This is a genomic window from Afipia sp. DC4300-2b1, assembly GCF_049895725.1.
GTDB classification, from domain to species: domain Bacteria; phylum Pseudomonadota; class Alphaproteobacteria; order Rhizobiales; family Xanthobacteraceae; genus Afipia; species Afipia broomeae.
Map to the genome: position 1 here is coordinate 509,333 of NZ_JAFCSX010000004.1, position 24,162 is coordinate 533,494.

Below are 24,162 nucleotides of genomic sequence, written 5' to 3' on the forward strand. Positions count from 1 at the left end.
AAGATGATAGAGGGTGAAGCAGAAATTGTCGGGCGAGTCCAGTTGGCCGGCAATGCCGGCGCATCCCGACCGAGAGGACCAATCGAATATGTCAGCCACACCGCAACTCGCAGCCGTTCTCGACCATATCGACAAGGATTTCGACAACAGCCTGGAGCGGCTGTTCACGCTGCTTCGGATCAAGTCGATTTCGGCCGATCCGGCATTCGCGGACGATTGCAAAAAGGCGGCTGCTCATCTCGCCGCGGACATCGCCTCCATTGGTTTTGCGACCGACGTGCATCCAACCGCCGGGCATCCGGCGATCGTCGGCAAGAGCAACAGCCAGAGCGGCGCGCATGTCCTGTTTTACGGCCACTACGACGTGCAGCCTGTCGATCCGCTCGATCTTTGGCACCGCCCGCCGTTCGAGCCCATCGTCACCAATCATGCCGATGGCCGGAAGATCATCGTCGCGCGTGGCGCTGAAGACGACAAGGGTCAGTTGATGACTTTCGTTGAAGCCTGCCGCGCATGGAAGAATGTCACGGGCTCGCTGCCGCTCAACGTGACGATTCTGATCGAAGGCGAGGAGGAAGTCGGCTCGAAGAATTTCGGACCGTTCCTCGACAGGCACAAGAAGGACCTCGCAGCAGACTTCGTGCTGGTCTGCGACACCGGCATGTGGGACCAGAACACGCCGGCGATCACCACGTCGCTGCGCGGCCTCGTCTACGACGAGGTCAAGATCAAGGCGGCGAACCGCGATCTGCATTCCGGTATTTTCGGTGGCGGCGCGCAAAATCCGATCCGCGTGCTGACCCGCATTCTCGGCAGCATCCACGACGACAACGGCCACATCACCATTCCGGGTTTTTACGACGGCGTGAAAGATCTTCCGGCGGATATTCTCGCGCAGTGGAAGAATCTCAACCTGTCGCCGGAAACATTCCTCAAGCCGATCGGGTTGTCGGTTCCCGCCGGTGAGAAGGACCGGTTGCTGATCGACCAGGTTTCGTCGCGTCCGACCTGTGACATCAACGGCATCTTCGGCGGCTACACCGGCGAAGGCTCCAAGACAGTCATCCCCGCGCACGCATCGGCGAAAGTCTCGTTCCGTCTGGTGGAGGGACAGGACCCGGAGAAAATCCGCAAAGCCTTCCGGGATTTCGTCACCTCGCGTCTGCCTGCGGACTGCTCGGCTGAGTTTATCGATCACGCCGGCGCGCCGGCAATCGCGCTCGACTGGGGCATGAAGCCGCTGGCGGCGGCAAAGCATGCGCTGACTGATGAATGGGGCAAGGACGCGCTGTTGATCGGGTCCGGTGCATCGATTCCGATTGTTGCGGATTTCAAGAAGACGCTTGGACTCGACACGGTGCTGATCGGGTTCGGCCTCGAGGATGACAATATCCACTCGCCGAACGAGAAGTACGACCTGAAGAGCTTCCACAAGGGTATCCGCTCGTGGGCGCGCATTCTTGCGGCGTTTGCCGACACCCCGCGCTGAGGCGGTCGATGCTGAAGCATCCGCCAAACGCAAAAACGCCGCCCGGAATTAGGCGGCGTTTTTAGTCTCTGTCAGTGTAGAGGCTGACGGATGGAATCTATATCCGAGGCCGATCCTGTCAAGTCTTGTAGCTTGGATCGAGCCGGTCGAGCTTGCGCAGCAGCGGCGGCCAGACGAGCTTGGTTGAGCGCAGTTCCGAACGATCCGGGTCGCTGACCAGCTTTTCGTTTTTCTCGATCACAAGCTTTTCGACCGGGTAAGCGGTCGGCCCGAGCATGCGGGTGCGGACCTGCATCGTGCAGGCGCGCTCAAGATGAAACATGCGCTCGAATGCGGAAGCGACTGAACGTCCGACTGTCAGGGTTCCGTGATTGCGCAGCAAGAGATGGTTCTTGGTGCCGAGATCCTTCTGGATGCGTGGGCGTTCGTCGTGGTCGAGCGCAATCCCTTCGTAGTCGTGATAGGCGAGGTCGCCGGTGACGAGCTGGGCGGTCTGGTTCAGCGGCAACAGCCCTTCCATGCAGCTTGCAACCGCGGTGCCGTCGGGCGTGTGAAGGTGCAGAACGCAGCCCGCGTCCTCGCGAACTTCGTGAATCGCCGAGTGAATGGTGAAGCCGGCGGGATTGATGCTGTATTCACTCTGGGTAAGCTGGTTGCCGTCGAGGTCGACCTTCACCAGGCTCGATGCGGTGATCTCGTCGAACATCAGGCCATAGGGATTGATCAGGAAGTGATGTTCTGGACCGGGGACGCGGGCGGAGATGTGCGTATCCACCAGATCATCCCAGCCATAATACGCAACAAGGCGATAGGCCGCGGCGAGATTGACGCGCTGCTCCCACTCACCGGGAACCATGTTGGATTGGACTTCCTTGAGACGTGCTTCAGCCGGTGACATGGCGATTTTCTCCCGCGATTTGTTTTGATCTTGCTCGGGGAGGAGCCTAGTCCCGGGATACCGCTATCGCAACATGCGACGCCCGCAGGGGCGCCATGCCGTGAACCCGAAACGGGCAGGGATCAGGGTGCCGGAATAGTGAGCAGGCTGGCGATGCTCTTGCCGCGGATGTCGTACACCCGCGCGAACACCACGTCGTCACGCTTGATTTCGACCACAACCGGCGCGTTCAGTCCCTTGCAGTAGAACTCGCCGAGCGTCATGGCGAAATCCGCGGCCTGGCTGTCCCAGCCGATGGTGAAATCGGGGCCAAGTGCGACCTGTGCCGGACGCTGCGGACCGCACACCGCGACACGCCACTTGCGGTTCCGGGGCGCAGGCTCCTGACGCTCCTCGATCTCCTGCCGCAGCCCCTCGGACGCCTGCTTGAGCGCGAGCCCCCAGTAGTCGAGCATGTAGCGGTCGTCGGCGGCACGAACCGTTCCCGCGATGTGGTTGAAGTGCGTGTACTGATAGGGATGCAGCCGGATCATCTCGTTGAGCGGCAGCATCAGCCCCAGCAAGAATAGCGCTGCGAACACGGCCTGCGCGGGACGGCTGCGTTCCTTCAGCCAGCCGATGATCGTGGCAAAGGCAACGCCGGCGAGAACGGCCATCGGCGGGATGACGAAGATGAAATGTCGAATGCCGTTGTAAAGCGCCGGGCGCTTCACCATCGCGATGATGAGCGGAAGCGTCGCCGCCAGCGTCAGCATCAGCATAATGCTCTTGCGCCGGGTATCGACGTTGGAGCGCATCAGCGCAACGAATGTGCCGGCGACGGCGGCGCAGAGCAGGCCGAGCAACACTTCGGGAAGCTGGAGAGCGAACAGCGTCGGCAGATACGACCACGGCATGTCCGGTACGGAGACGATCGCGCCGTTGAACAGTTCCTTCCATGGCTTCTCGAAGAAATGCGAGAAGTACGTCAGCGCGCGGAACGGATTGGCGGGGTCGATGATCGACCACGGCCACACGAGGCCCATGATCAGATAGCCCAGCAGCACGCCGGGCAGCAGAACATAAACGACATGACCGAGCCGGTGCGCGGCTTCGCGCAGGCCATGGGTGCGGATGTCGGAAATCCAGATCGGCAGAAATCCGATCGCAGCGTAGATCAGCGCCAGTCCGCCGAGGATACGGCAGCCGATCGACAGACCCGCACCCAGACCGATGATCAGGATTGTATGAGGCTTGGGCGACGGATACTCCTGCGCCAGCCTCACCAGCCCGAGCATCAGGATCACCATTGCCACGGCAAAGGGTGCATCCTTCGGATTCATGAACATGTGTCCGTAGAAAGTCGGACACAGGGCGAGCAGGACGATCGCTGCGAGACCGGCCACCGGTCCGCCGACGCGCCGCGCCAGCCGCCATGTCACGCCGATGCCAATCAGGCCCACGATGGCGCCGAGAAGGCGCCGCGTCTCGAACAGTTCGAGCGGAATGACTTTGTGCAGGAGCGCGGCCGCCATGTCGAAGCCGCCGCCGTACATGTAGAGGTTGGCGAACGACAGCGCGCTGGTATCGGTGAAGCCGCTGCCGAACATCTTCAGCAGCAGATCGGCGTATTCCGCGTGTGTGTAGTCATCCCAGCCCAGACCGTAGTCGCGGAACGTCAGGCCTGCGACGACCGCGAGAACTGCCAGCACGGCAAGCGCAAGATCGTCACATGTCTGCTCGATCGAGCGCCCGGCCGGCGTGTCGAGGGCCGAAGTTGTTATCGATGACATCTCAGCTAATGAATCCAGCCGTTCCCGTGCCTGCATGTTTCCCGGGCAGGCTTTCCCGGGAACCTTGTATCCCAGATCGGTGTTCAGGTAATTGCCAAATATGGCGTATTTTCTCTAATTGCGTTGCAACATTTGCAACCAGGGTAAAACAACCATGCTCCGAAAGCCTGTTTTGCACGCGGGCAGATTGGGGTTCTGAACCTGAACGACGCGTGACTGGCGAGGCATCTTTCATCGAAAAGGCGTTCAATTACCAATTGGTAATGCGCTGACTTGAAACTATTATGGAACTCACCCTGTGAGTCCGCCGGATCCAAACGGACACCGGCAAACCTATCATTCTAAGGGATCCTTTGGTTCTGACATGCGTAAAAGTGCCTAGGGGAGATTCGATCCGAATGTCAGAATCGGATCACTAGCGCGGGTTTGGAGCTTGTAATGATTGCGCTATTGATCGGCGGAACGGTCATCCTCTGCATCGGCCTTCTGACGGTCGTGTTCGGAATTCCGATCAAGGAATTCAGTTTCGGCAATACGATGATCCTGGCCGGGGCCGTGGTGTCCTGCACCGGGCTGGTCCTGATCGGCCTGTATTTCGTTGGCCGGGAATTCCGGAACCTAGCGCGCCGTCTGGAAACCGGTCTGCCGGTGCCAGCCGTGTTGCCGCGCGAGCAGGCCGCTGAGATCGAGGCTTCTGCTCCGCCCATTCGCCCGGCGCGAACCCTGCCTGAACCGCCGCTGACGCCGCGTCCGATGCCCCCAAGGCCCGCCCGCGAAGACACGTTGTTTACCCGCGATCAGCCGCGCGATGGAGCGCAGGACAGGGACGATTTCGGCGACGACAGCCGCGACGATCACGGCCGTGCGCCGCTCGGCGCGCATGAGCCGGCGCCATGGCCGGAGCATCCGGTCACCCGCGCGCGCAATCCTGCGCCTGCCACGGAATCATTCGAGCCTCCGGCGGAAACTCCTGCGCGCCAGCGCCGCAACATCATGTTCTCGTCGCACCGGCGCGATAAGGCGCGCGAGTTGCCCCCGCGCGATCTTTCACCGCAGGACGACAGCGCCGACAGGCCGGCGGCGGAGGATTTCGAGCGTCACGAGCCGGAACCGGAGGCGCGAGGCGCATTCGACAGCGCCTGGCCCAGCTCGCGCCTTGAATCCGATAAGGGGCGGCAGGATTCACCCTTGACTCGAAATGAACGGAGCGCGCCGCCGCCTGCCTCCGATCATGACGCCCCGGAGCCCGTGCGCGAGCGGTTTCAGCCGCCGCGGCGAGCGGATGCCTCGTCGGTCACCATCGTGAAGTCGGGAGTCGTCGATTCGATGGCGTATTCGCTGTATTCCGACGGATCGATCGAGGCGCAGATGCCTGAAGGCATGGTGCGGTTTGCGTCGATCGACGAACTGCGCGCGCATCTGGATCAGCGCGGCTGATCCCGGCAAACAGACGGCCGTTCCCGAGCGTAAATAAATACACGCCGGTATTCTTGTTGTCCTTGTCAGTGCGGCAGCAAATCTCTCATACTTGCAAGTATAGATGACGTCGAAACTGTCGACAGGCGGCCCTTTGCTTGGCCGCGGAGCTTTCGACTGTCATCTGATTTGCGGATTTGAAAGACATCACGATGAGCGAAACCACCCCCAAGGGCTTTGTCGACCTGACCGCTTCGATCGTCTCCGCCTATGTCAGCAACAACGCGACCACCGCGGCTGAAATCCCGGCCCTTATCAGTCAGATTCACGCAGCACTTGTGCGGGTTTCAAACTCCGGCACGGAAGCCGCGGCGGAGCCGGCCAAGCCGGCGGTTTCCATCAAGAAGTCGATGACGTCGGAGTATCTCGTATGTCTGGAAGATGGAAAACGCTTCAAGTCCCTGAAGCGGCATCTGCGCTCGCAGTACAACATGAGTCCCGAGCAATACCGCGAGAAGTGGGGCCTTCCGGCCGACTATCCGATGGTGGCTCCGAACTATGCGGTGGCCCGGTCCCAGCTTGCCAAGAAGATGGGCCTTGGCCAGCAGCGCCGGCGCCGGAAATAGCGCCTGAAAACAACAGGCTTGCCATAGCTTAGGAATAATTCCACATTTGAGATTCCCGGAGTCAAGTCCGGACGGCTGTTATATTTTTTCGGGGATAGCTATCCCCGTTGTTGGCATCGGCATTAGGATTTAGGTATAAAATCCTAGTGAGGTTTCGATGCTCGATTTCCAGCCGCCTGCTCTCCCTTTTTCTCCGCCGCAATCCAGCACCGGTGAACCGCATCCGAACGAGATCTGTCGTTTGGTTGCGGCCTGTGTCGCACTGGATTTCGGTCTCGACGCCGCTGCTCTTGAAACCGGTCTGCGCGGTTCTCGGCGCATGGCCTTCGCGCGGCAGATCGCGATGTACCTCGCCAATATCGGCTTTGGGCTCAGTTTCGAGATCATCGGACATGCCTTCGGACGCGACCGGACCACCGTCGCCCATGCGTGCCGCGTCGTGGAAGATGGCCGCGACGACATCTGGTTCGACTGCCGTGTCGCGACACTCGAACTGATCTGCCGCGCGGCGGCCGGTGGAGATGTCCGATGAAGCGGCAGGACAGCAAGACCCGGCAATCAGCCATGCCGGTTCCCGGTGACGCGGTTGACGCGTTCCGTGCGCAACATCTCCATCTCGCAACGCGCGATCTCATGACGGAGACCGGCGTGACCCAGGTCCTTGTGAATGACAGCGAAAGCCCCCTGGCGTGGCTGGCGCGCCGCAAAGGACGTGATGGGCGCGCCATGATCGGACCGGATCAGTTCATCGCGGGTGAACGCCTCCGCGCGGATTTCACCCGCGGACACATGACGCCGCGCGTGACGTCGAGCTGGACCGGTATCGGCCGGACGAAAGGATCGGGCGGCGGCAACGACATGACGGATCTGATCGTTGCGTCGCGCCAGCGCGTGCGTCTGGCGCTGGAAGCCTGCGGACCGGAATTCTCCGGGCTTCTGCTCGATGTCTGCTGCTTTTTGCGAGGACTCGAGGATGTCGAGCGTGAGCGCGGCTGGCCTTCTCGTTCGGCCAAGGTTGTGCTGCAGCTGGCGCTCGACCGGCTGGCGCGTCATTACGGATTGCGCAGCGATGCGCACGGCACCGGCGGTTCGATCAGGACCTGGCTTGCGGATGACGCGGCTTTCACGCCGTAGTTGTCCTAAGAGGCAGAAGCGAGCGTTTCGCGGGCGTCGTTCTTGATCCGCTCCACCATGGCGCGCAGGCCATTGGAGCGCTGCGGCGTCAGGTGTTCGCGAAATCCGAACTCGTCGAAGATCGAGATCGGATCGGTGTCCAGGATTTCGCGCGCCGTCTTGCCGGACTGGATTGTCAGCAGGATCGCGATCAGCCCGCGCACGATATGCGCATCGCTGTCGCCCTTGAAATTCAGCACCGGCTCGTCGCCGCTGCGGTCGATGTCACGCGACAGCCAGACCTGGCTGGCGCAGCCCTGAACCTTGTTCTGCGAGGAATGCTCGGCATCGGACATCGGGGCCAGCGTGCGGCCAAGCTCGATGACATAGCGGTAGCGGTCGTCCCACTCATCGAGCAGTTCGAAATTGTCCCTGATTTCGTCGATGGTCATGGCGGTCCGCGTGCTCATATCAAAAAGGTCTCATCCGAGCCTTATATGAGATCGCGAGACATCGATAGCCATAAGTTCCGGGCCTTTTTCGGCCTGGAATTGCCTTTGTCGGCGGTCTTATGGACCCTCAGTTCCCCCGGCCGGCGGCTGCCAGTCGATCGCAAGGTCGTCCTGCGTCAGCGTCTGATGCACGACCGCCGCGATCTCCGGTCCGCCGACCTCGCTGTCATCCGGCGTGCCAATGGAGCCGGTGTGATCCGGTGCTTTTTTGCCGGCCTTGTCGACGGGATCAGGCGCCTTCTTCTCGTTTTTCTCGGCCTTGTCGGTGATGAACTGATAAACCTTCTTGGCGCCGGACTGCGCGCGTTCGCCGATCACCGTCGCCGCCTGTCCGCCCACGGTACATGCCGCCGGCTGACGATTGCAGAACTGGCTCATGTCGGACACGGCCGCAGTGGCTGCCGAAATAGCTTCCGACGCGCCGATCTGCGGACCCTTGTCCGAATCGGGCGTCTTGTCGGTCGGGAGCAGCACAAGCACCAGCCCCAGCCAGAACGCCATGCGAAGGAGGAAAAACATCTCACACCCCGTTAGTCGCTTTCACCGGAGTGGCTTCACACAATGAAGCACTCCGCCCCGTTGCGATTGATCTCGCAATCATCCCGTGTCGTATCAGACGCGGATAAATCTCCGGTTCTTGCGCTGTCTAAAATTTGAATGGTTTGATTTGGCGTAAATTTTCGATTGATAAGAGCAATATTTCGCTTCGAATGACGCGGCTCTGACCGCGACCCATGCACGATTTCGAAACCATAGCGCGCCGCATGGAAACTTCGCGTTCACCATTCGGCTGGATGAAATCGCCAATTGTCCGCGAAAACAGCGCATTCGAGCGGCGTAACTTGCAATCGGCAGCGCGCCTTAGCGTTCGCTTAAGTTCACTCTGACACCATCGGCCAAACGAAAAACGGGGGCGTTCCGGCAGTCGACACGACGACCGGCCGAACAGTGAGAACAACGTGAGATTGTCCGCCATCATACGTGATCATCTGGACTCGCTGCTGCATCCATCGGCGCGGCGGGATTTGATGACGAGAGCCCGCCATCGCGCTTTCATCGGGCCGCGGCTGCTCGGCGGCCTTGCGGCACTTGCATCGCTTCCGCTCTATCTCGCGGTTCGCGGCGCTCCGCAGGAAGTCGAGGTCATGGTGTTCGCGTGGCTGATCGCGCCCATACTCGTCTCCTATTATCTGTCGCGCACAGGTCATTATGAGCGCGCGCACATTCTGTCATCGACCGCGCTGGCGGCGGTGGTCATGGCGGTCTGCATCAATACCGGCGGAATTTCGTCGTTCGCAGCGATCTGGCTTGTGGCCGTTCCGCTCGATGCGGCGTTGTCCGCTTCGCGGCGTGCCGTTGTCATTGCCGTCGTGCTGGCGCTCGGTTGCGCGCTGGGTCTGGTCATGATCGACGCTTTCGGCGCGCTTCCGGCTTCCAAGGTGCCCGCTTCATACAGTTCGCTGTTCGAGGCGCTCGGCATTGCCTCGGCAACGATCTATGCGTCGGCTCTGGCTTTCAGCGCGGAATCGCTGGCGCAGATGAGCAGAAAATTGCTGATGGTCGAAGAGGAGCGCTATCGGCTGCTGGCGCATAACATCAGCGACGTGATTTCCCGGCATAGCCGAAATGGCGCGATCCGGTTTATTTCGCCGGCAGCGGAAGCGCTGCTTGGCACACCTGCGGCATTGCTTCAGGAGCATGGTCTGTTCGACCGTGTTCATGTAGCCGACCGGCCGGCCTATCTGACCGCTCTCTCGGAGGCCGCGCGCAGCGGCGATGAGCGCAGCGTCGAGTTTCGGGTCAAGCGGGATGCTGTACGCAGCTTTGATCATGAGCGGCCACCGGCCACCGAATTCATCTGGATCGAAATGCGCTGCCGCCCGATCGATGCGACGTCGCGATCGCTGACCGATCCGGGTGTCGAAGTGGTTGCGGTGATGCGCGATGTGACCGAGCGCAAGCTACAGGAGCAGGCGCTGGAGAATGCTCACATGGAGGCTGAGCGGGCAGGCGCGTCCAAATCGCGCTTCCTCGCCACGATGAGCCATGAACTGCGCACTCCGCTGAACGCCATCATCGGATTCTCGGAGATGATCGTGCGCGAAGACGAGATGATGATCGACGCGGCACGGCGGCAGGAGTACGCCAAGCTGATCAACGAATCCGGTCTGCACCTGCTGTCGGTGGTTAACGGCATTCTCGACATGTCGAAGATGGAAAGCGGCAACTTCGAGATTCTTCCCGAACTGTTCTCGCCGCGCGAGTCCCTGGTCAGTTGCTGCAACCTGATGGTTTTGAAAGCACGCGAAAACGGCATCGATGTCGTGACACGCGCGCCGGCGGACTTGCCGCAAATCACCGGAGACCCGCGCGCCTTCAAACAGATGATTTTGAATCTGCTGTCCAATGCGATCAAGTTCTCGGAGCGCGGCGGCACGGTCACCGTCACCGCCGGGATCGAAGGGGCGCGCCTGCTGGTTCGCGTGATCGACAGCGGTGTCGGAATCGGCGCCGAGGATCTGAAGCGGATCGGCGATCCGTTCTTTCAGGCGGGAAAAACCTATCAGCGCCGCCACGAAGGCACCGGACTTGGCCTCTCGATCGTCAAGAGCCTCGTTGCGATGCACGGCGGTGAGATGACGGTGCAAAGCCAGATCGACGAAGGCACGACGGTCACGGTGGCGTTGCCGATCACGTTCACGCCCCCGGCCGAGAAGCCCAGCAATATCGCGACCCTGGCGCCCCAGCGCGCCGAACATCAAGACTATCAGGTGAAGAAAAGTGCCTAGGCAGATTGCAGAAGACGACGAGAAACCACGCCGCCGCCGCCGGGCCTCCGCAGTTGCGGCGGTCGAGGCCGAGTCCGAGCGTGGCCTGATCATGCGCGTTCTGTTGCACAGCCCGAAGGACACCCTGGCGGCAACGGCGGCGCTCGCGGCGGTCATCGCCATCGTCACCAATGCGATGTTCCTGCAGGCCGGGCGTCATCCGTCGCCGATGTTCAGCACCGCTTCGGTGTCGTCACTGCCGGCGGTAGCTCCGGCCCCCGCGCCATTGCCGCGCGTTCGTCCGCCAGAGGCGGAAGCGCGTGTTGTCGAGAAGCCTTTGGAATCGCCTGCGCCAGCGAAGCAGGCAGCAGCGTCTGCCGCGCCGCGGCCTCCGGCCGCCGTTCACGCGGCCAAGAGCGATCCGGTTGGCGATCTGATCGTGTCGACGCGGCGTATCGCGGCTGTTCAGCGTGCCTTGACGGAGTACGGTTATGGCCAGCTAAAGCCCACCGGCGTTGTCGGCACCGACACGCAGGCCGCGATCCAGAAGTTCGAGCGGGATCGCAAGATGCCGGTCACCGGCCAGTTGTCCGACCGCCTGATTCGCGATCTGACCGTTCTGACGGGACGGCCGATCGAATAGGCGGCCCCTCTTAAATGGATAGACGGGCCGCGCTCCGACTGTGGTAGCACCTCTCTGTCTTCCATTCGCCCGGTCGGTCCAGCCTCATGTCTCGTTTGAAAACATCCATCTGGGTCGCGGGTTATCTGCGGCGATGCCAGGGCGTCGGCATGTTCGGCGCGGTCCGGCGTCGCGGAGCGGAGGAGGCCGGCGCGGTATTTGTGAAGATCGCCTTGATGAACGGCACGGCGATGTTGTTCGTTCCTGCGCCGCAAACCGCCTACGACGATAGCCACCCCATGGAACGGGCTTTCATTCAGTCGCCGCCGCAAGCTGTTGACGAGCAGGTCATCGAAGCGCGTCTTGCGAAGGAGATCGGTTTCGATCCGGATGTCTGGATTGTGGAAGTCGAGGACAAGGAAGGCCGTCACTTCCTCGATATAGCGAAGACGTAAACCTAGCCGCGAGACGTGTTGCGGGTGGTGACGCGCGTCCCCGGCTGGGCTGTGGGGCGCGATTGTAGGGATGTTGAGCGGGCGCGCTGGCGCTCGTCGTCATAGAGTGCAGGGCGATATTTTGCCCGCGTGGTGGCAAGTGCCGAGCCGCGCCATGCGGCAAGCATGATCAGTGCGGTGCGCAGTTCGATGACCTCGTAGAGGCGCGCCAGCCGGTAGACCTCCATGACCGACGCGCCGAGCGACGGATTCAGGAACAGCAGCACGCGCTGATACGATTCGCCCGGCATGCCGAGCGCCTTGAGCGCGCAGGCGAGGGGCTCGCCGCCCGGTTCGTTGACGATCTGGGTGGCGACTCGCGACGTCAGGATCAGCGCGTCGGCGAGTTCGGCGGCGAAGCCAGCGGAATCGGCCGCCAGCGCGGCCTGCTCCAGCGCTGCGACCGCGCGCGCGGCGCGGCGCGGATCGACCGGCGTCGACGGTTTCAGCGGCGTATCGGTCAGGCCATACAGCATTTGAGCACGGTGGCCTTTGTCGGCGGTCAGAAACATCTCGATCAGCTTTGCTGCATCGTCCGGCTGCATCGACAGGGTCGGCGCGGGCAAGATGGGGGCGGCTGGCGCTTCGGAGTCGGAGACGATCTCGAAGTCTGCCGCGGGTTCGATCTCAAGCGTGTCGTCAAGGATGTGCTCGTCGTCCCGCACAACGACCCGGCTGTCTGTCGTGTGTTTCAGTTGCAGCTTCCAGGCGATTTCACGCGGCGTTTTCGGGTAGATCGCCAGGCGCGCGCGCACCGCGGCGCGGGTGGCATCGTCGACCTCATCGATCAGACGCGTGGCCAGTTCGGCGAACTGCCGCTCCTCGTCGAGGGTGTGGTCGCTGGTCTGGACGTAAAGGTCGGTCAGCACGCGAAGCAGCGTCGGGCGAATGTCGACGCCCTCGCGCCGGGACAGTGTCATCAGGCCATCGAAGCCGTGAAACATCGGAGGTGTCGTCATGCCGGATACGCGGGTTTAAGTCTGGGCCCGACGTTATCGATCGCCTGTTAACAACCCATTAACCATGACCACTCTTAATGACCGGGTGCCGCCGGCGCAGGAAGCAGGCGGTCAGGAGAGATCGATATGGGCATCATTGTTGAATTTCCGGCTGGTGCAGCGGCGCGGCGCGCCGGGCCGGACATGAACATGGTCCCGCGCGAGGGAACGGCAACGATCCTGATTCTCCCAGCCATCCGGATCGAGCGCTACGCTGACGAAACCAGCGATGGAGTCGGACCGGGGGAGGGAACGGCTCCGGGACGCCGTCGCAAGCGCAGGGCGCGTTCCTGAATAGGTTTCCCGGCGAAAGGCTCGCCGGATCGATAACGCTTTCAGACCGGACCGCGATGTGTAATCCGCTCTATCTTTTGCCATTCGTTGCGAGCCTCGCCTGCCCGAGCGATGATTTCGGCCGCACCCGCGCGACGTTCTATCATGAAGACATGCACAGATGGGTCGGCGCCGAGGCGACCAAGAGTCTGGGCGGCTATCCGTCGCAATTCCAGTTGACGGATCTGGAGCGCTCGCTGCGCGATCTTGCTTACTACTTTATCGAGCCGCCGCACTCACACCCGGCATGGAAAGCGGTGTTCGGTGACTACGAAAAAATACCCGCGCCCTGGCGGCAGAACGTTGTCTTCGATCGGACGCTCTATGGACGGCGGATGATCGACGAGCCGCACCGGTCACAGGCTGCGGCTTACGGGGGGTTGATAGAGGATGTGCGCAACGACGGCGTGATGCTGGATCAGTTCATTCCCGTCGCCCTGAAAGTCAACGATCTCGACATCAAGCGCAACAAGGCGCTCGGCATCGTCGCCGATCTCTCACCGCGCGAATACGATGACGCGCAGGCGCGAATGCGCGAGAACGTTCTGGTCGTGCAGTGGGCGCAGCAGTGTCTGCAGCAGCGCGTGGCGTCGTATCGGTGGGCGCTTGATCGGCTGGTGATTCAGGCGCCTGATCCGATGGCGGCGGATGCGGATCGTTTGATCGTTCAATTGTCCCAGCGCGCATCGGAACTGTGGATCAAGGCGACGCCTGTTGTCGGCCGCGCGCTGCGCGTCGGCGGATAAATCAAAATCCAGAATCTCTGCGACGTTCCGACACGCGGCGGAACGCCGCGTTGAGTCCGCCTGCAATCAGTTGTTTGTTTTTTCAAGACATCGAACCAACTGATTTGCCCTGAGATGAAGATGGGGGATGGAATGACAGGTTCCCCGGTCGAAAGATTGTTTCTTCTCGGAAGATCTTTTGGAACTCTGATTGCGCTGAGTTTCGCCGTTGCTGTGCCTGCGTTTTTCATTGTCTACACGCTTGAACCGCATCTGGTCCTACCCGCGCTCAGTGTGCTGTTTTTCGCGGCAGCAGCTCTTGCCGCGATCACGGCGCTGTCGGTCAAGACCAAGAAGAACACGGAGAATTTGAATCTCTGGGATGTCGCCGGCGGCCTCGTTATCACCGGTTGCGCAGCATCCGTGCTGGGAGAACCGGAGCAGGTCGCACAACTTTTCGAGCATCTGTTCGAACGCAGAACTGACTCCAAGTAACGGGAGACGTTTTAGAAGCTAGACGACCAGGCCGGGCCCCTCTGGCAGCGTGAAGCTGCGATGTCGGACTGGAATTCAATTGGAGTGGCCCTTTAAACTATACGGCTGTTGTCCGGCAGCGTGATGCACTGACTGAAAAGTCGATGCGTGATGCTTGTTGTGCTGCATCGTGTTCGCCTGCGACAGGGGCCGCTCTTCCACAAAATAGGGAAGCCCGGCTCATGTTTGAACTTATCACCCCCGAAGCCCTGACCGCACTTGTTCAGGTCATTCTCATCGACCTTGTTCTTGCGGGCGACAACGCCATCGTCATCGGCCTTGCCGCTGCGGGTCTGCCAAAAGAGCAGCGCAACAAGGCGATCTTGATCGGCGTTGGCGCCGCGACGCTGCTGCGAATTGTCTTCGCAGCTCTTACGACCCAGCTCTTGGCCATCGTCGGTCTGCTGCTCGCGGGCGGCGTCCTGCTGCTGTGGGTCTGCTGGAAGATGTGGCGTGAGCTGAGCGCCGGTCATGAACAGCACGTTATGACGCCTGATGGTGAGACCTCAGGAGCCCCGACCAAGACTTTGGCCCAGGCCACATGGCAGATCGTTATCGCCGACGTCTCGATGTCGCTCGACAACGTGCTCGCGGTCGCCGGCGCGGCGCGCGAGCATCCCATGGTGCTGGTCTTTGGATTGGCTCTGTCGATAGCGTTGATGGGTCTTGCCGCGTCGTTCATCGCGAAGCTGCTGCAGAAGCATCGCTGGATCGCTTATGTCGGTCTCGCGGTTATTCTCTATGTCGCCGGCGAGATGATCTATCGCGGCGCTCTGGAGATCTGGCCACACCTGAAGTGAACGACATCGGTAGTACCGCCCGCAATCTTGTTGTTGCGGGCGGCGTTACCTGTGTCGCTGATCTGGAAATTTACCGCTTGGCTTGCGGTGCTTCGGTTTGCAGGCCGCATTTTGCTGCCGCCAGCGAGGCCTGCGCCTGTGGCATCAGGCCTGGCTCTGCCGCGAGTGCCTTGAGCACGATGAGGCCGGTCGTGGTTGGCGAGTCGATAATCAGGCGGTCGGCCGCGGTGACTTCTTCGTCTTCCGGCAGTTCGGCATGCTGTGCTTCCGTCATCAGGTCGAGCTCGATCACGCGCCGTCCTGCGGAGCGATCGTTGATCGCGTAGTACGCGACATCGTTGCGCGTGTAGAACGACACCGAGGTATAGGCCTGGCTCACCGGAACGGTGAGCTTGAGCGGACCGCTGGAAAGATCGTAGCGGCAGGCTGCGCTGGCGAAGGCGGGGTCCATGAACGGCATCGGAGCGCTGCCCGGCGCGGCCGCCGGCAACGCCGTCACAGCATTCAGTTTGGTGATCGGAGCGAGACGCGAATAGGCGTCGAGCGTCGCGACCCGCGGAAGCACCAGCACGCTCACGAGGTGAACCACGCCGCCGAGCAGCACGCCGCCGAGAATTGCGAACAGCCACCGGATCATGGGCAGCTCACCGTGCTGACCGATGGCATCGGCGCATCCTTCTGCGTACGCGTTCCGACGCCGACCGGCGTATCGTAGAGCCGCAACACCAGCATGTACCGGTCAAGGCCGCCGGTCGGCAGCCAGTTGCCGGCGCGCGCGCGCGACGTGATCCGCACCTCGAAGCTTCCGTCCGAGCCGCGAACGATTTCCTGGCTGGTGAATCCGTAGCGCTGGAGCGAATTGGCGACGAGCTGGCCCTTGGTATCGTAAATCGTCATGGTCCAGAAACGCGCAGCAGGCGTCACGCCTTTCACGACCACATCGCATCGTCCGTCGAGCGCGCGGCCTGCATCGTCCCTGTTTGCGGTGAACAACACGCCGTCACCGGTGCCGACCGGAAGCTCGCCGCTGCGGGCGACGGAGGCGCGCGAGTAGGGGTCGATGCTGCTGGTCCCGGTCCGGGGCCGGGCGGTCCACGCGCCGATCTTGATGGTGCCGACATTGACGCCACGCGTCGCCGTCATCCATGTGGCACCGAGGCCGACGATGGTTGCGATGATCAGTGTAACAAGGGTGATGAGGATCAGCCGCACGATCGAAGCGCACTCATGACGCGGTTAGTTCTTGCGCGGCGGCTGGGCCGCCGCAGGCTGATCGGTTGCCGATGCGAAACTGTCCGGGAAAGCCACGCTGGAGGCCGGCGCCGGCTTGCCGTTGTCATTCGAGGACGTCTTGCCCGGCACGGCGACGGTCTTGGCGGCATCATCGAACAACTTCTCGACGCGCACCAGGATATTCGCACCACGCCGGGTCAGGACCGGAGGAGGACCGGGATTGACCTCGGAGGCCTTCGCGTTGGCGTTGGCCGAAGCAACAGCGTCAGGCCGCTTCTTGCCGGCGCCGATGCCGGGGATGTCCTTGATTTCAACGCCCTGGTGCGCGACGACCATGACGTCGTGCCATGTCTGCGCCGGCAGCGAGCCGCCGGTCATGCGGTTGGTCGATGAGTAATCATCGTTGCCGTACCACACGGCTGCGGTGAAGTTGCCGGTGTAACCGACGAACCATGCGTCGCGGAACGCGTTCGTCGTACCGGTCTTGCCGGCGGCGGGAATGCCGTCGAGCTGGGCGCGCCGCGCGGTGCCTTCGTCGACCACGTGGCTCATCATTTCCGCCATGTCGGCAGCCACCGATGCCGGGATGGCTTGCGTCGGCTTTCTGCCGTCGCGGTCCCAGCGCCAGACTGGATCGCCTGCGCCGGTCCGGACTTCGAGCACGGCATGCGGCTTCACCGCGCGTCCCTTGTTCGGGAACGTGGCGTAAGCGACCGCATGCTCGACGACGCTCACTTCGGTCGAGCCGATCGGCAGCGACGGCGTATCGACCAGAGGAGCGGTGATGCCCATCTTGCGCGCCGTCTCGACGATCTTCGCGCGGCCGGCGCGCGGGCCACCTTTTCCGCCCATCGCGATCGACAGCTTGACGGGCACGACGTTGATGGAGCGCGTGATCGCTTGCGTCAGCGTCACCGAACCCGAATACGAACGTCCGTAGTTCTGCGGGCACCAGTTGCCGATACAAACCGGGCCGTCCACCACAATGGATTTTGGCGTGAAGCCGTTCATCAGCGCAGTGGCGTACACGTAAGGCTTGAACGAGGAGCCGGGCTGGCGCATCGCATCGACAGCGCGGTTGAACTGGCTGGCGCCGTAGTCGCGGCCGCCCACCATGGCGCGCACCCCGCCATCGAGATCGGCAAGAACCACGGCGGCCTGGGTCGCGTGATAGTCGCGGCCGAACTGGCGCAACTGGTTTTCGACGGCGGATTCCGCGGCGTGCTGCACATTCATGTCGATGGCGGTGCGGACCACGAAGACACGTTCAATATAGGACTTCGGGAATGTCAGGACGAGCTTGCGCATCTCGTCGAAGGCGTAGTCCAGATAATAGTTGGGCGAGTTCTCGTCACGCCGGTCGACGGCGTTGGCGGGATTGCGGCGTGCGCCGAACACCTGGCCCTCGGTCATGAAACCGGCGTCGACCAGATTGTCGAGCACGACGTTGGCGCGGGCGCGGGCAGCGGGCAGGTTGATGTGCGGTGCGTATTTGGTCGGCGCCTTGAACAGGCCGGCGAGCATCGCGGCTTCAGCAAGGTTCACGTCGCGTGCGGACTTGTTGAAATAGAAGTGCGCCGCGCCGTCCACGCCGAAGGTACCGCCGCCCATATAGGCGCGGTCGAGATAGAGCTTCAGGATTTCGTTCTTGGTCAGCCGCGTTTCCAGCCAGATCGCAAGGAACGCCTCCTTCACCTTGCGCTCGATGGTGCGCTCGTTGTTGAGGAACAGGTTTTTCGCGAGCTGCTGCGTGATCGATGAGCCGCCTTGCCGGACGCCGCCCGCCTGCGCGTTGGTCATCAGAGCGCGCGCTGTGCCGGCGACGTCGATGCCGAAGTGATCGTAGAAGCGGCGATCCTCGGTGGCGAGAGTGGCCTTGATCAGGTTGTCGGGGAAATCTTCGAGCGGAATCGAATCGTTGTGCTTGATGCCGCGGCTGCCGATCGGATTGCCGTAGCGATCGAGGAATGTCACGGCGAGATCGGATTTCTTCAGCCAGTCGTCATCGGAAGTTTCGCGAAATGCCGGGATGGCCAGCGCGAGCATCAGAACAAGGCCGGCGAGACCGATAGTTGCGCCTTCGGAGAGCGGCTCGATGAAAACCCAGCGCTTCCAGCGGCCGACATAGAAGCGATCCATGAAGGTCGAATAGCGCTCCCAGAGCTCGCGCAGGCCGACAGCCGAATTAAACAGCGAGGAATCAATTCGCGCGTCGAGGTCCAGCAGGAAGTGCCGGAACCATTTCTTCCACTCGCTGGGTACGATCTGGCGCACCGGAACCCTTGATAATGACGCGGCGAAACGGGATCACGAGTCGCCGGATGAAAAGCGCTGGTTAAACGATGCTGATCAATTTGCGGCATCCCCAAGGCGACCGGAGGGCCGATTTTGCCAGCGGGAATCCGCCATCTTCTAGCCGACCATGAACCATAAACCAATGGCCGCGTTGGTTTTTTAATGATGACGGTGAATGCTGCCCACGTTTTTCGGCGCCGGCAACACCGACCGGCACCTTGCCGCTTGCGCAACAGCCGCCAAGGCTCATAAAGCACCATATTAGCGTAAGGACGCTTCAGGATCCCAGCAGGTTCAAAGCCATGACAGCCCGGCCTCGGCCGCCCTCGACCCAAAGCGAATCTTTCTGGAAAACCAAGACGTTGGAGGAGATGTCCGACAGCGAGTGGGAAAGCCTGTGCGATGGCTGCGCGCGCTGCTGCCTGGAAAAGCTGGAAGACGAGGATACGGGCAAGATCTATTTCACCCACATCTCCTGCAGGCTGCTCGATGCCGGGCTCTGTGCCTGCAAGGACTATCCCAACCGGTCGGCCAAGGTGTCCGACTGCGTGCGGCTGACGCCGGAGAACGTCCGGACGTTGAACTGGCTGCCGCCGAGTTGCGGCTACAAGCTCGTGGCCGAGGGCCGCGATCTGTACTGGTGGCACCCACTGATTTCCGGCGACCCCAACACCGTCCATGAAGCCGGCGTTTCGGTGCAGGGCAGGGTGTGGGGCAGCGAGGACGAGATCGAGGAAGCCGATCTTGAGGACCACATCGTGCAGTGGCCCGGCGTGATTCCGAAGCGGGCGCGGATGAAGCAGCGGCCACCGTCCAAGTAACCTATCCACGGTATATCAGGCGACGGATAACGCCCACGTGATGGTCCTTCCGCGCGGTGCACCCATGCGCCTGCGCCGCTTATGAAGCCGCGCGAAACAGGATAAGGCTGGTGTCATCCCGTACATTTCGAGTTCAAGTCATTTGCGGCTTGATCCTTCTTCAGAAACATTTTCCGGACCTCGTCCAGCCTCATGACCGAGACACATCGACAGCGCGGCGATATGGCCGATGAGGCGCAGGCGCTGGATACACCGGACGACGTTGCCAACATCGCCAGCGAAGTGATCGATCTGTCGGAAGCGCCGCCGATCGTGCCGGCGCCGCCGCTCTCGAAGAGCGAAGTGCGGACCATCCTGCTGAGCCTGATGCTCACGATGTTCCTCACCGCCCTCGACCAGACCATTGTCGCGACCGCGCTGCCGACCATCGGCCGGCAGTTTCACGACGTCAGCAATCTGTCGTGGGTCATCACCGCTTATCTGCTTTCATCAACGGCGGTCGCGCCGGTCTACGGCACGCTGAGCGACATCTACGGCCGCCGCGCGATGATCATCGTCTCGCTGGCGCTGTTCCTGCTGGGTTCCGTGCTGTGCGCCATCGCGCCGAATATTCTGACGCTGATTCTCGCGCGCGCCCTTCAGGGCATCGGCGGCGGCGGTATCCTGCCGCTGGTGCAGACGGTGATCTCCGACGTGGTGACACCCCGCGAACGCGGCCAATACCAGGCCTATTTCTCGTCGGTGTGGGTCGCCGCCGGCATCGGCGGTCCGGTGCTCGGCGGATTGTTCGCCGAGCATCTGCACTGGTCGGTGATCTTCTGGATCAACCTGCCGCTCGGCGCGCTGTCGCTGGCGCTGCTGCTGCCGAAGATGAAAAAGATTCCCGTGTTTCACCGCAGGCGCAAGGTCGACTGGCTCGGCGGCGTGCTGCTGATGGCATCCGCCGTGATCGTGATGCTGGTGCTGACGTGGGGCGGCAACCGCTTCGCTTGGGCATCGCCCGCGATTATCGCCATGATCGGATCGGCGCTATTTCTCGGCGTCGCATTTGTCTGGCATGCGAAGCGCACCAGTGAACCGTTCTTGCCGATTCCGTTGCTGTCGGGATCGGTGGTGCCGTACGCGATGGCGGCGGGCGGCTGCGCCATCGGCACGATGATCGGCCTTACAGTGCACATGCCGCTCTACTACGAGGTGGTGTACGGATTGTCCGCGAGTGAAGCGGGCCTCGCCTTGATTCCGCTGGTCGCGGTGTCGGTGCTCGGCGCATGGGCCGCGGGCCGCGCGATGATGTTCACCAAACACTACAAGCGCGCGGCCATCGGCGGTGTGACCGTCGCAGCGTGTGCCGCGACGGCGCTCGCAGTGGCGACGCCGCTGCCGCTGTGGCAACTGCTCGCGGCCTTGTCGTTCATGGCGGTGGGTCTCGGGACGGTGTTTCCGGTCAGCGTTGTGTCGATCCAGAACGCAGTGCCGCGCATGCAGGTCGGCACGGCGACCGGTGCGATGAATTTCTTCCGCTCGCTGATGGCGTCGTTCACCGTTGCGGTGTTCACCGCGATCCTGCTGATGGTGCTCGGCGGCAACCTCACCATCGGCGCCGAACATCAGATCGGCTCGAAGCATGCGATCGCCGCGAGCGACATGATCGTCGCGTTCCGCTACGTGTTCGCCGCCGCCGCGGTTCTGCTGACGACCGCCGCGACGCTGGTGATCCTGATGGAAGAGCGCCCGCTGGCGGGGCCGCAACAGGCCCCCGCCGAGATGGCGGAGTAGGGATTGATCCCGCTGTTTGCGCGATAAGGCGAAACGGTGACGAACTTCGGCGCATAAGGCGGGAATGGCAACAAGGTGTCCGGCTGCGTTGCACGCGACCCCCTGTCGTGCTGCACTCCGCGAACGGAGCAGTGGCAGCATGCTGAACTCGGCCTGGCTGATCGTTCATCTGATCGCAAGTGCAACCTCATTCCCGGGAACGGCGGCGGCCTCCCAACCCATGGGTGTGAGCTGCACCTATGCTGCCTGCATGGCGAAATGCACCAGACTGAACGGGCCCGTCTGCAACAGCTATTGCGAGAGGCGTATCCCGCAGCGGATTGCGACGGGAGTCTGCATCCCGGCCCGCGCGGCTACTTCTTGACGAGGAAGTTATTAAGGGATGCGACCGACGCCGGATGGGCCGCGCGGCTGTCCCTAGATAGGAAATAAATCCTTGACAGCGTGACACTGCCGGGTTACGGTTCCGGCATGCTCCAGAAGTGTCATTCCGGCGGCCCCATAGCGGCCGGATGAGCCGTTGACGCCCGCAGGCAAGGTTCCTATCTTATGCAAGATTGCAGAGGATAGGCAAATGCCTGCAAAATCGCAGACAGCATCGGAACTTGTTCCTGCCGACCGTCACGGCCTCGCGCTGGAAGGTTTCTTCCGCATCATGGCCCGCTGGGGCGTCGGCAACAGCGACGCGCGGCGCATCCTCGGCAACCCTCCGGAGCGCACGTTTTTTCAATGGAAGAGCGGCAAGGCCGCGCGCCTGCCGGACGATACGCTGCGCCGGATCGGCTATGTCGCCGGCATCTGGAAGGCGTTGCAGATCATCTATTCCGATGCCGCGCTGGCCGACGGCTGGGTGCTGCGGCCGAACCGTTCGTTCGCCGGACAGACTCCGCTGGCAAGAATGACCGCCGGGGACGTGACGGATCTCGCGGCGGTGCGCGCCTATGTCGATGCCGCGCGCGCGCCGTGGTCGTGACGGCAAAAGCACCTGACACCACGCGTGTGCGCTGGCGGGAAGCATGGCGCATCATCGCCTCGCGCTATCCGCCGATCGCGCTGTTCGAGCGCGTCTCGGATGATCCTGCCGTCTGGGATGTGCTGACCGATCTTGAACAGGCGACCAATCCACGGCTGCGCGATGAGGCCGGCGAGATCGCGCTGGTGCCGCCGGAGCGGCGCGTGACCGGGCCGAACGCATCGTGGGTGATGGCGCCGTTCACCCATGTGAACCGCAATGGCTCGCGTTTTTCGGACGGCAGCTACGGCGTCTATTACGCCGCGCGCACGTTGCCCACCGCAATCAGGGAAACCGGCTATCACTTCGCGCGCTTCGCAGCGGATTCCAGCGACCCGCCGCGCCGGGAAGACATGCGCGTGCTGCTCGGTCACGTCGATGCGAAACTTCACGACGTGACGAAGCTCGACGACAAGACAAGGCGGCTGATCCTGGACAGCGAGAGCTACGCGCACAGCCGGCCGTTTGCGTTGAAGCTGCGCGACGACGGCAGCGACGGCATTGTCTATCCCAGCGTGCGGGACGAGGGCGGCTCATGCATCGCCGCGTTCTGGCCGGATGTCGCCGGCGTTCCCATGCAGGAGCGGCATCTGCAATACGAATGGGACGGCAGGCGCTTCAGCCGCTGGTTCGACTACAAAGAGGAGAGGTGGGTGAGCGCGTCTTAGCGCCACCAGTCGTGTTGCGAGCCACCACGATCCAGATTGCTCATATCCCATACGATGTGACCGCAGGAGCGGCGCGCGATACGAATGGCGGTCGCGTCAACCGCTGGTTCGACGACGAGGAGAGGTGAATATCTGCTTGGACGTATCCGCCGACGCCATTGCCGCGTGAACGGCTTCCAGATTCAGAGTGTTGACGGCGTTGGTCAGCCTGTCGTCAGCGAAGATCGCGTAAAGCTTGCTAAGCGTCTGGGCACAGTCGCGCGGGCCTGGTTCGATATAGTCGGCCAGAACGCCCTGTGCCCGTAGAACCGCGTCGAGAACATGCTCTTGAGCTGTCATGATCGGGTCTCCACACTGTGAGGTGGAAACGGCTTTCGAGGATTCCGGTTCCTCCCGCGGAGTTCCATTCGGCGATGAAAAACCCGCCTCGGTCCGGCGGGTATGCAGTTTTGCGGTAGCTTCTGTCGAATGAGAACTAAATATGCGGCTCGGTTTCCCGCAGCCGCGCATTGCCGAATTTGGTGAACTGCGACGCGCGCGTCTCGAGAAGTTTCGCAACGAAATCGGAAACCTCATTGCGAACGCGGCGCTCCTGTTCGGGCGTCATCGCCTTATGCTTTTGTGCGAACGCCTTCATCACGCGATCGACGGTTTGCTTCACGATGTACCTCGATGGTGTAACTCGTAACGCGAAGGAAAACGTGACATTGCTGATTTGGTTCCTCGGCATCAGGCGAACTTCTCCCGCCTTCGTGCATTGCCTTTCTTCATGGAAAGGGGAGACCCCATGGGACACGCCCTGAAACAGACTGTGCTGGTCGTCGAAGACGATCAGCTGCAGCGGGAGCTCGTCAGCCTGATTTTCGAGGAGAGCGATCTCAACGTCATTCAGTGCAGGAGCGCCGAGGCGGCCGCCGCCGTGCTTGAACAAACCGGCGGGGACCTGATGCTGATGTTCACCGACGCGGATCTTCACGGCGAGATGTCGGGAATCGAACTGGCGTGGATCGCGATGGAGCGGTTTCCGCATATCGATGTCATCGTGACATCGGAGCAGGCCATCGAGGATGTCCCCGACAATACCATGTTCATGCAAAAGCCGTGGCTGCCGCTTGAAATTTTGCGGCAGGCCGAGATTTCGCGCCAGCGGCACACGGTGCACTGACGGACCGGTTTTCAGCAGGGTCGATTCTAGGAAAATAGTCCTTGACAGCGTAACGCTCCCGCAGTAGGGTTATCGCATGCTCCAGAGTTGTG

27 protein-coding genes are annotated in these 24,162 nt (G+C 61.9%); 17 read left to right on the top strand and 10 right to left on the bottom strand.

Features of this window, described 5'->3' with window-relative positions:
* Positions 1 to 88 precede the first annotated feature (88 nt).
* A complete protein-coding gene (locus ACP7AL_RS18835; RefSeq protein ID WP_425993465.1) occupies positions 89 to 1,489 on the top strand; it encodes a M20/M25/M40 family metallo-hydrolase in 1,401 nt (466 codons plus the stop codon).
* A gap of 118 nt (positions 1,490 to 1,607) precedes the next feature.
* Here ACP7AL_RS18835 and ACP7AL_RS18840 read toward each other — a convergent pair whose 3' ends face one another.
* Both ACP7AL_RS18840 and ACP7AL_RS18845 read right to left on the bottom strand, forming a co-directional pair.
* Entirely contained in the window at positions 1,608 to 2,387 is a 780-nt protein-coding gene (locus ACP7AL_RS18840; protein ID WP_006019814.1) for a class II aldolase/adducin family protein, read from the bottom strand.
* A 122-nt stretch (positions 2,388 to 2,509) separates the two neighbouring features.
* Positions 2,510 to 4,159 carry an ArnT family glycosyltransferase gene (locus ACP7AL_RS18845; RefSeq protein ID WP_425993466.1) on the bottom strand — a complete coding sequence of 550 codons (1,650 nt, stop codon included), beginning with the start codon at positions 4,157 to 4,159 and terminating at the stop codon, positions 2,510 to 2,512.
* Positions 4,160 to 4,597: 438 nt separating this feature from the next.
* Here ACP7AL_RS18845 and ACP7AL_RS18850 point away from each other — a divergent pair, with 438 nt between their 5' ends.
* The 4 genes from ACP7AL_RS18850 (at position 4,598) to ACP7AL_RS18865 (ending at position 7,335) form a co-directional block, all read left to right on the top strand.
* Positions 4,598 to 5,596, top strand: coding sequence for a hypothetical protein (locus ACP7AL_RS18850; RefSeq protein WP_425993467.1), 999 nt, complete (start codon positions 4,598 to 4,600; stop codon positions 5,594 to 5,596).
* A 191-nt stretch (positions 5,597 to 5,787) separates the two neighbouring features.
* A complete protein-coding gene (locus ACP7AL_RS18855) occupies positions 5,788 to 6,201 on the top strand; it encodes a MucR family transcriptional regulator (protein WP_425993468.1) in 414 nt (137 codons plus the stop codon).
* Positions 6,202 to 6,358: 157 nt separating this feature from the next.
* Complete coding sequence (locus tag ACP7AL_RS18860; protein WP_425993469.1) at positions 6,359 to 6,733, top strand: helix-turn-helix domain-containing protein; 375 nt, start codon at positions 6,359 to 6,361, stop codon at positions 6,731 to 6,733.
* Complete coding sequence (locus tag ACP7AL_RS18865) at positions 6,730 to 7,335, top strand: DUF6456 domain-containing protein (protein WP_425993470.1); 606 nt, start codon at positions 6,730 to 6,732, stop codon at positions 7,333 to 7,335. The genes ACP7AL_RS18860 and ACP7AL_RS18865 overlap by 4 nt, the downstream gene beginning before the upstream one ends.
* 5 nt (positions 7,336 to 7,340) lie before the next feature.
* Here the strand turns inward: ACP7AL_RS18865 and ACP7AL_RS18870 are convergent, their stop codons facing one another.
* Positions 7,341 to 7,766, bottom strand: coding sequence for a SufE family protein (locus ACP7AL_RS18870; protein ID WP_425993603.1), 426 nt, complete (start codon positions 7,764 to 7,766; stop codon positions 7,341 to 7,343).
* A 117-nt stretch (positions 7,767 to 7,883) separates the two neighbouring features.
* A complete protein-coding gene (locus ACP7AL_RS18875) occupies positions 7,884 to 8,345 on the bottom strand; it encodes a DUF5330 domain-containing protein (RefSeq protein ID WP_425993471.1) in 462 nt (153 codons plus the stop codon).
* A gap of 509 nt (positions 8,346 to 8,854) precedes the next feature.
* Between ACP7AL_RS18875 and ACP7AL_RS18880 the strand changes: the two genes are divergently transcribed.
* The 3 genes from ACP7AL_RS18880 to ACP7AL_RS18890 all read left to right on the top strand — a co-directional run bounded on the left by ACP7AL_RS18880 (position 8,855) and on the right by ACP7AL_RS18890 (position 11,671).
* Positions 8,855 to 10,615 carry a PAS domain-containing sensor histidine kinase gene (locus tag ACP7AL_RS18880; RefSeq protein ID WP_425993472.1) on the top strand — a complete coding sequence of 587 codons (1,761 nt, stop codon included), beginning with the start codon at positions 8,855 to 8,857 and terminating at the stop codon, positions 10,613 to 10,615.
* Entirely contained in the window at positions 10,608 to 11,237 is a 630-nt protein-coding gene (locus ACP7AL_RS18885; protein WP_425993473.1) for a peptidoglycan-binding domain-containing protein, read from the top strand. Before ACP7AL_RS18880 ends, ACP7AL_RS18885 begins: the two co-directional genes overlap by 8 nt.
* A gap of 86 nt (positions 11,238 to 11,323) precedes the next feature.
* Entirely contained in the window at positions 11,324 to 11,671 is a 348-nt protein-coding gene (locus tag ACP7AL_RS18890; protein ID WP_024921679.1) for a DUF1491 family protein, read from the top strand.
* A gap of 2 nt (positions 11,672 to 11,673) precedes the next feature.
* Here ACP7AL_RS18890 and ACP7AL_RS18895 read toward each other — a convergent pair whose 3' ends face one another.
* Positions 11,674 to 12,669 (bottom strand): DUF2336 domain-containing protein, encoded by a 996-nt coding sequence (locus ACP7AL_RS18895; RefSeq protein WP_425993474.1) that lies wholly within the window; start codon positions 12,667 to 12,669, stop codon positions 11,674 to 11,676.
* A 126-nt stretch (positions 12,670 to 12,795) separates the two neighbouring features.
* On the opposite strand from ACP7AL_RS18895, the gene ACP7AL_RS18900 reads away from it, so the two are divergent.
* The 4 genes from ACP7AL_RS18900 (at position 12,796) to ACP7AL_RS18915 (ending at position 15,100) form a co-directional block, all read left to right on the top strand.
* Entirely contained in the window at positions 12,796 to 13,002 is a 207-nt protein-coding gene (locus ACP7AL_RS18900; RefSeq protein ID WP_425993475.1) for a hypothetical protein, read from the top strand.
* Positions 13,003 to 13,058: 56 nt separating this feature from the next.
* On the top strand, positions 13,059 to 13,787 hold the full coding sequence (locus ACP7AL_RS18905; RefSeq protein ID WP_425993476.1) for a hypothetical protein: 729 nt from the start codon (positions 13,059 to 13,061) through the stop codon (positions 13,785 to 13,787).
* 132 nt (positions 13,788 to 13,919) lie between these two features.
* Positions 13,920 to 14,261 carry a hypothetical protein gene (locus tag ACP7AL_RS18910; protein ID WP_425993477.1) on the top strand — a complete coding sequence of 114 codons (342 nt, stop codon included), beginning with the start codon at positions 13,920 to 13,922 and terminating at the stop codon, positions 14,259 to 14,261.
* A gap of 221 nt (positions 14,262 to 14,482) precedes the next feature.
* Entirely contained in the window at positions 14,483 to 15,100 is a 618-nt protein-coding gene (locus ACP7AL_RS18915) for a TerC family protein (RefSeq protein WP_425993478.1), read from the top strand.
* A gap of 70 nt (positions 15,101 to 15,170) precedes the next feature.
* On the opposite strand, the gene ACP7AL_RS18920 is transcribed toward ACP7AL_RS18915, so the two are convergent.
* Genes ACP7AL_RS18920 through ACP7AL_RS18930 form a run of 3 tightly spaced genes read right to left on the bottom strand, consistent with a single transcriptional unit; the run spans position 15,171 to position 18,607 of the window.
* On the bottom strand, positions 15,171 to 15,737 hold the full coding sequence (locus ACP7AL_RS18920) for a DUF1254 domain-containing protein (protein WP_006019830.1): 567 nt from the start codon (positions 15,735 to 15,737) through the stop codon (positions 15,171 to 15,173).
* Positions 15,734 to 16,312 carry a DUF1214 domain-containing protein gene (locus tag ACP7AL_RS18925; protein ID WP_425993479.1) on the bottom strand — a complete coding sequence of 193 codons (579 nt, stop codon included), beginning with the start codon at positions 16,310 to 16,312 and terminating at the stop codon, positions 15,734 to 15,736. The genes ACP7AL_RS18920 and ACP7AL_RS18925 overlap by 4 nt, the downstream gene beginning before the upstream one ends.
* Before the next feature lie 24 nt (positions 16,313 to 16,336).
* A complete protein-coding gene (locus ACP7AL_RS18930; RefSeq protein WP_006019832.1) occupies positions 16,337 to 18,607 on the bottom strand; it encodes a transglycosylase domain-containing protein in 2,271 nt (756 codons plus the stop codon).
* A 323-nt stretch (positions 18,608 to 18,930) separates the two neighbouring features.
* On the opposite strand from ACP7AL_RS18930, the gene ACP7AL_RS18935 reads away from it, so the two are divergent.
* The 4 genes from ACP7AL_RS18935 (at position 18,931) to ACP7AL_RS18950 (ending at position 22,905) form a co-directional block, all read left to right on the top strand.
* Positions 18,931 to 19,449: a YcgN family cysteine cluster protein gene (locus ACP7AL_RS18935; protein ID WP_425993480.1), complete on the top strand. Its 519-nt coding sequence runs from the start codon at positions 18,931 to 18,933 to the stop codon at positions 19,447 to 19,449.
* Between the two features lie 192 nt (positions 19,450 to 19,641).
* Positions 19,642 to 21,225, top strand: a complete 1,584-nt coding sequence (locus ACP7AL_RS18940; protein WP_425993481.1) for an MDR family MFS transporter — start codon at positions 19,642 to 19,644, stop codon at positions 21,223 to 21,225.
* A 574-nt stretch (positions 21,226 to 21,799) separates the two neighbouring features.
* Positions 21,800 to 22,198: an MbcA/ParS/Xre antitoxin family protein gene (locus tag ACP7AL_RS18945; protein ID WP_425993482.1), complete on the top strand. Its 399-nt coding sequence runs from the start codon at positions 21,800 to 21,802 to the stop codon at positions 22,196 to 22,198.
* On the top strand, positions 22,195 to 22,905 hold the full coding sequence (locus ACP7AL_RS18950) for an RES family NAD+ phosphorylase (RefSeq protein WP_425993483.1): 711 nt from the start codon (positions 22,195 to 22,197) through the stop codon (positions 22,903 to 22,905). Before ACP7AL_RS18945 ends, ACP7AL_RS18950 begins: the two co-directional genes overlap by 4 nt.
* A gap of 96 nt (positions 22,906 to 23,001) precedes the next feature.
* On the opposite strand, the gene ACP7AL_RS18955 is transcribed toward ACP7AL_RS18950, so the two are convergent.
* Positions 23,002 to 23,244: a hypothetical protein gene (locus tag ACP7AL_RS18955; RefSeq protein WP_425993484.1), complete on the bottom strand. Its 243-nt coding sequence runs from the start codon at positions 23,242 to 23,244 to the stop codon at positions 23,002 to 23,004.
* Positions 23,245 to 23,380: 136 nt separating this feature from the next.
* Positions 23,381 to 23,566 carry a hypothetical protein gene (locus ACP7AL_RS18960; protein WP_425993485.1) on the bottom strand — a complete coding sequence of 62 codons (186 nt, stop codon included), beginning with the start codon at positions 23,564 to 23,566 and terminating at the stop codon, positions 23,381 to 23,383.
* Positions 23,567 to 23,692: 126 nt separating this feature from the next.
* Between ACP7AL_RS18960 and ACP7AL_RS18965 the strand changes: the two genes are divergently transcribed.
* On the top strand, positions 23,693 to 24,070 hold the full coding sequence (locus tag ACP7AL_RS18965; protein ID WP_425993486.1) for a response regulator: 378 nt from the start codon (positions 23,693 to 23,695) through the stop codon (positions 24,068 to 24,070).
* Positions 24,071 to 24,162 lie beyond the last annotated feature (92 nt).

Excerpts from the sequence above, each read along its gene's own strand:
- ACP7AL_RS18835 (WP_425993465.1), top strand. The coding sequence starts at position 89 with ATGTCAGCCACACCGCAACTCGCAGCCGTTCTCGACCATATCGACAAG.
- ACP7AL_RS18840 (WP_006019814.1), bottom strand. The coding sequence starts at position 2,387 with ATGTCACCGGCTGAAGCACGTCTCAAGGAAGTCCAATCCAACATGGTT.
- ACP7AL_RS18845 (WP_425993466.1), bottom strand. The coding sequence starts at position 4,159 with ATGTCATCGATAACAACTTCGGCCCTCGACACGCCGGCCGGGCGCTCG.
- ACP7AL_RS18850 (WP_425993467.1), top strand. The coding sequence starts at position 4,598 with ATGATTGCGCTATTGATCGGCGGAACGGTCATCCTCTGCATCGGCCTT.
- ACP7AL_RS18855 (WP_425993468.1), top strand. The coding sequence starts at position 5,788 with ATGAGCGAAACCACCCCCAAGGGCTTTGTCGACCTGACCGCTTCGATC.
- ACP7AL_RS18860 (WP_425993469.1), top strand. The coding sequence starts at position 6,359 with ATGCTCGATTTCCAGCCGCCTGCTCTCCCTTTTTCTCCGCCGCAATCC.
- ACP7AL_RS18865 (WP_425993470.1), top strand. The coding sequence starts at position 6,730 with ATGAAGCGGCAGGACAGCAAGACCCGGCAATCAGCCATGCCGGTTCCC.
- ACP7AL_RS18870 (WP_425993603.1), bottom strand. The coding sequence starts at position 7,766 with ATGACCATCGACGAAATCAGGGACAATTTCGAACTGCTCGATGAGTGG.
- ACP7AL_RS18875 (WP_425993471.1), bottom strand. The coding sequence starts at position 8,345 with ATGTTTTTCCTCCTTCGCATGGCGTTCTGGCTGGGGCTGGTGCTTGTG.
- ACP7AL_RS18880 (WP_425993472.1), top strand. The coding sequence starts at position 8,855 with ATGACGAGAGCCCGCCATCGCGCTTTCATCGGGCCGCGGCTGCTCGGC.
- ACP7AL_RS18890 (WP_024921679.1), top strand. The coding sequence starts at position 11,324 with ATGTCTCGTTTGAAAACATCCATCTGGGTCGCGGGTTATCTGCGGCGA.
- ACP7AL_RS18895 (WP_425993474.1), bottom strand. The coding sequence starts at position 12,669 with ATGACGACACCTCCGATGTTTCACGGCTTCGATGGCCTGATGACACTG.
- ACP7AL_RS18900 (WP_425993475.1), top strand. The coding sequence starts at position 12,796 with ATGGGCATCATTGTTGAATTTCCGGCTGGTGCAGCGGCGCGGCGCGCC.
- ACP7AL_RS18905 (WP_425993476.1), top strand. The coding sequence starts at position 13,059 with ATGTGTAATCCGCTCTATCTTTTGCCATTCGTTGCGAGCCTCGCCTGC.
- ACP7AL_RS18910 (WP_425993477.1), top strand. The coding sequence starts at position 13,920 with ATGACAGGTTCCCCGGTCGAAAGATTGTTTCTTCTCGGAAGATCTTTT.
- ACP7AL_RS18915 (WP_425993478.1), top strand. The coding sequence starts at position 14,483 with ATGTTTGAACTTATCACCCCCGAAGCCCTGACCGCACTTGTTCAGGTC.
- ACP7AL_RS18920 (WP_006019830.1), bottom strand. The coding sequence starts at position 15,737 with ATGATCCGGTGGCTGTTCGCAATTCTCGGCGGCGTGCTGCTCGGCGGC.
- ACP7AL_RS18935 (WP_425993480.1), top strand. The coding sequence starts at position 18,931 with ATGACAGCCCGGCCTCGGCCGCCCTCGACCCAAAGCGAATCTTTCTGG.
- ACP7AL_RS18940 (WP_425993481.1), top strand. The coding sequence starts at position 19,642 with ATGACCGAGACACATCGACAGCGCGGCGATATGGCCGATGAGGCGCAG.
- ACP7AL_RS18945 (WP_425993482.1), top strand. The coding sequence starts at position 21,800 with ATGCCTGCAAAATCGCAGACAGCATCGGAACTTGTTCCTGCCGACCGT.
- ACP7AL_RS18955 (WP_425993484.1), bottom strand. The coding sequence starts at position 23,244 with ATGACAGCTCAAGAGCATGTTCTCGACGCGGTTCTACGGGCACAGGGC.
- ACP7AL_RS18965 (WP_425993486.1), top strand. The coding sequence starts at position 23,693 with ATGGGACACGCCCTGAAACAGACTGTGCTGGTCGTCGAAGACGATCAG.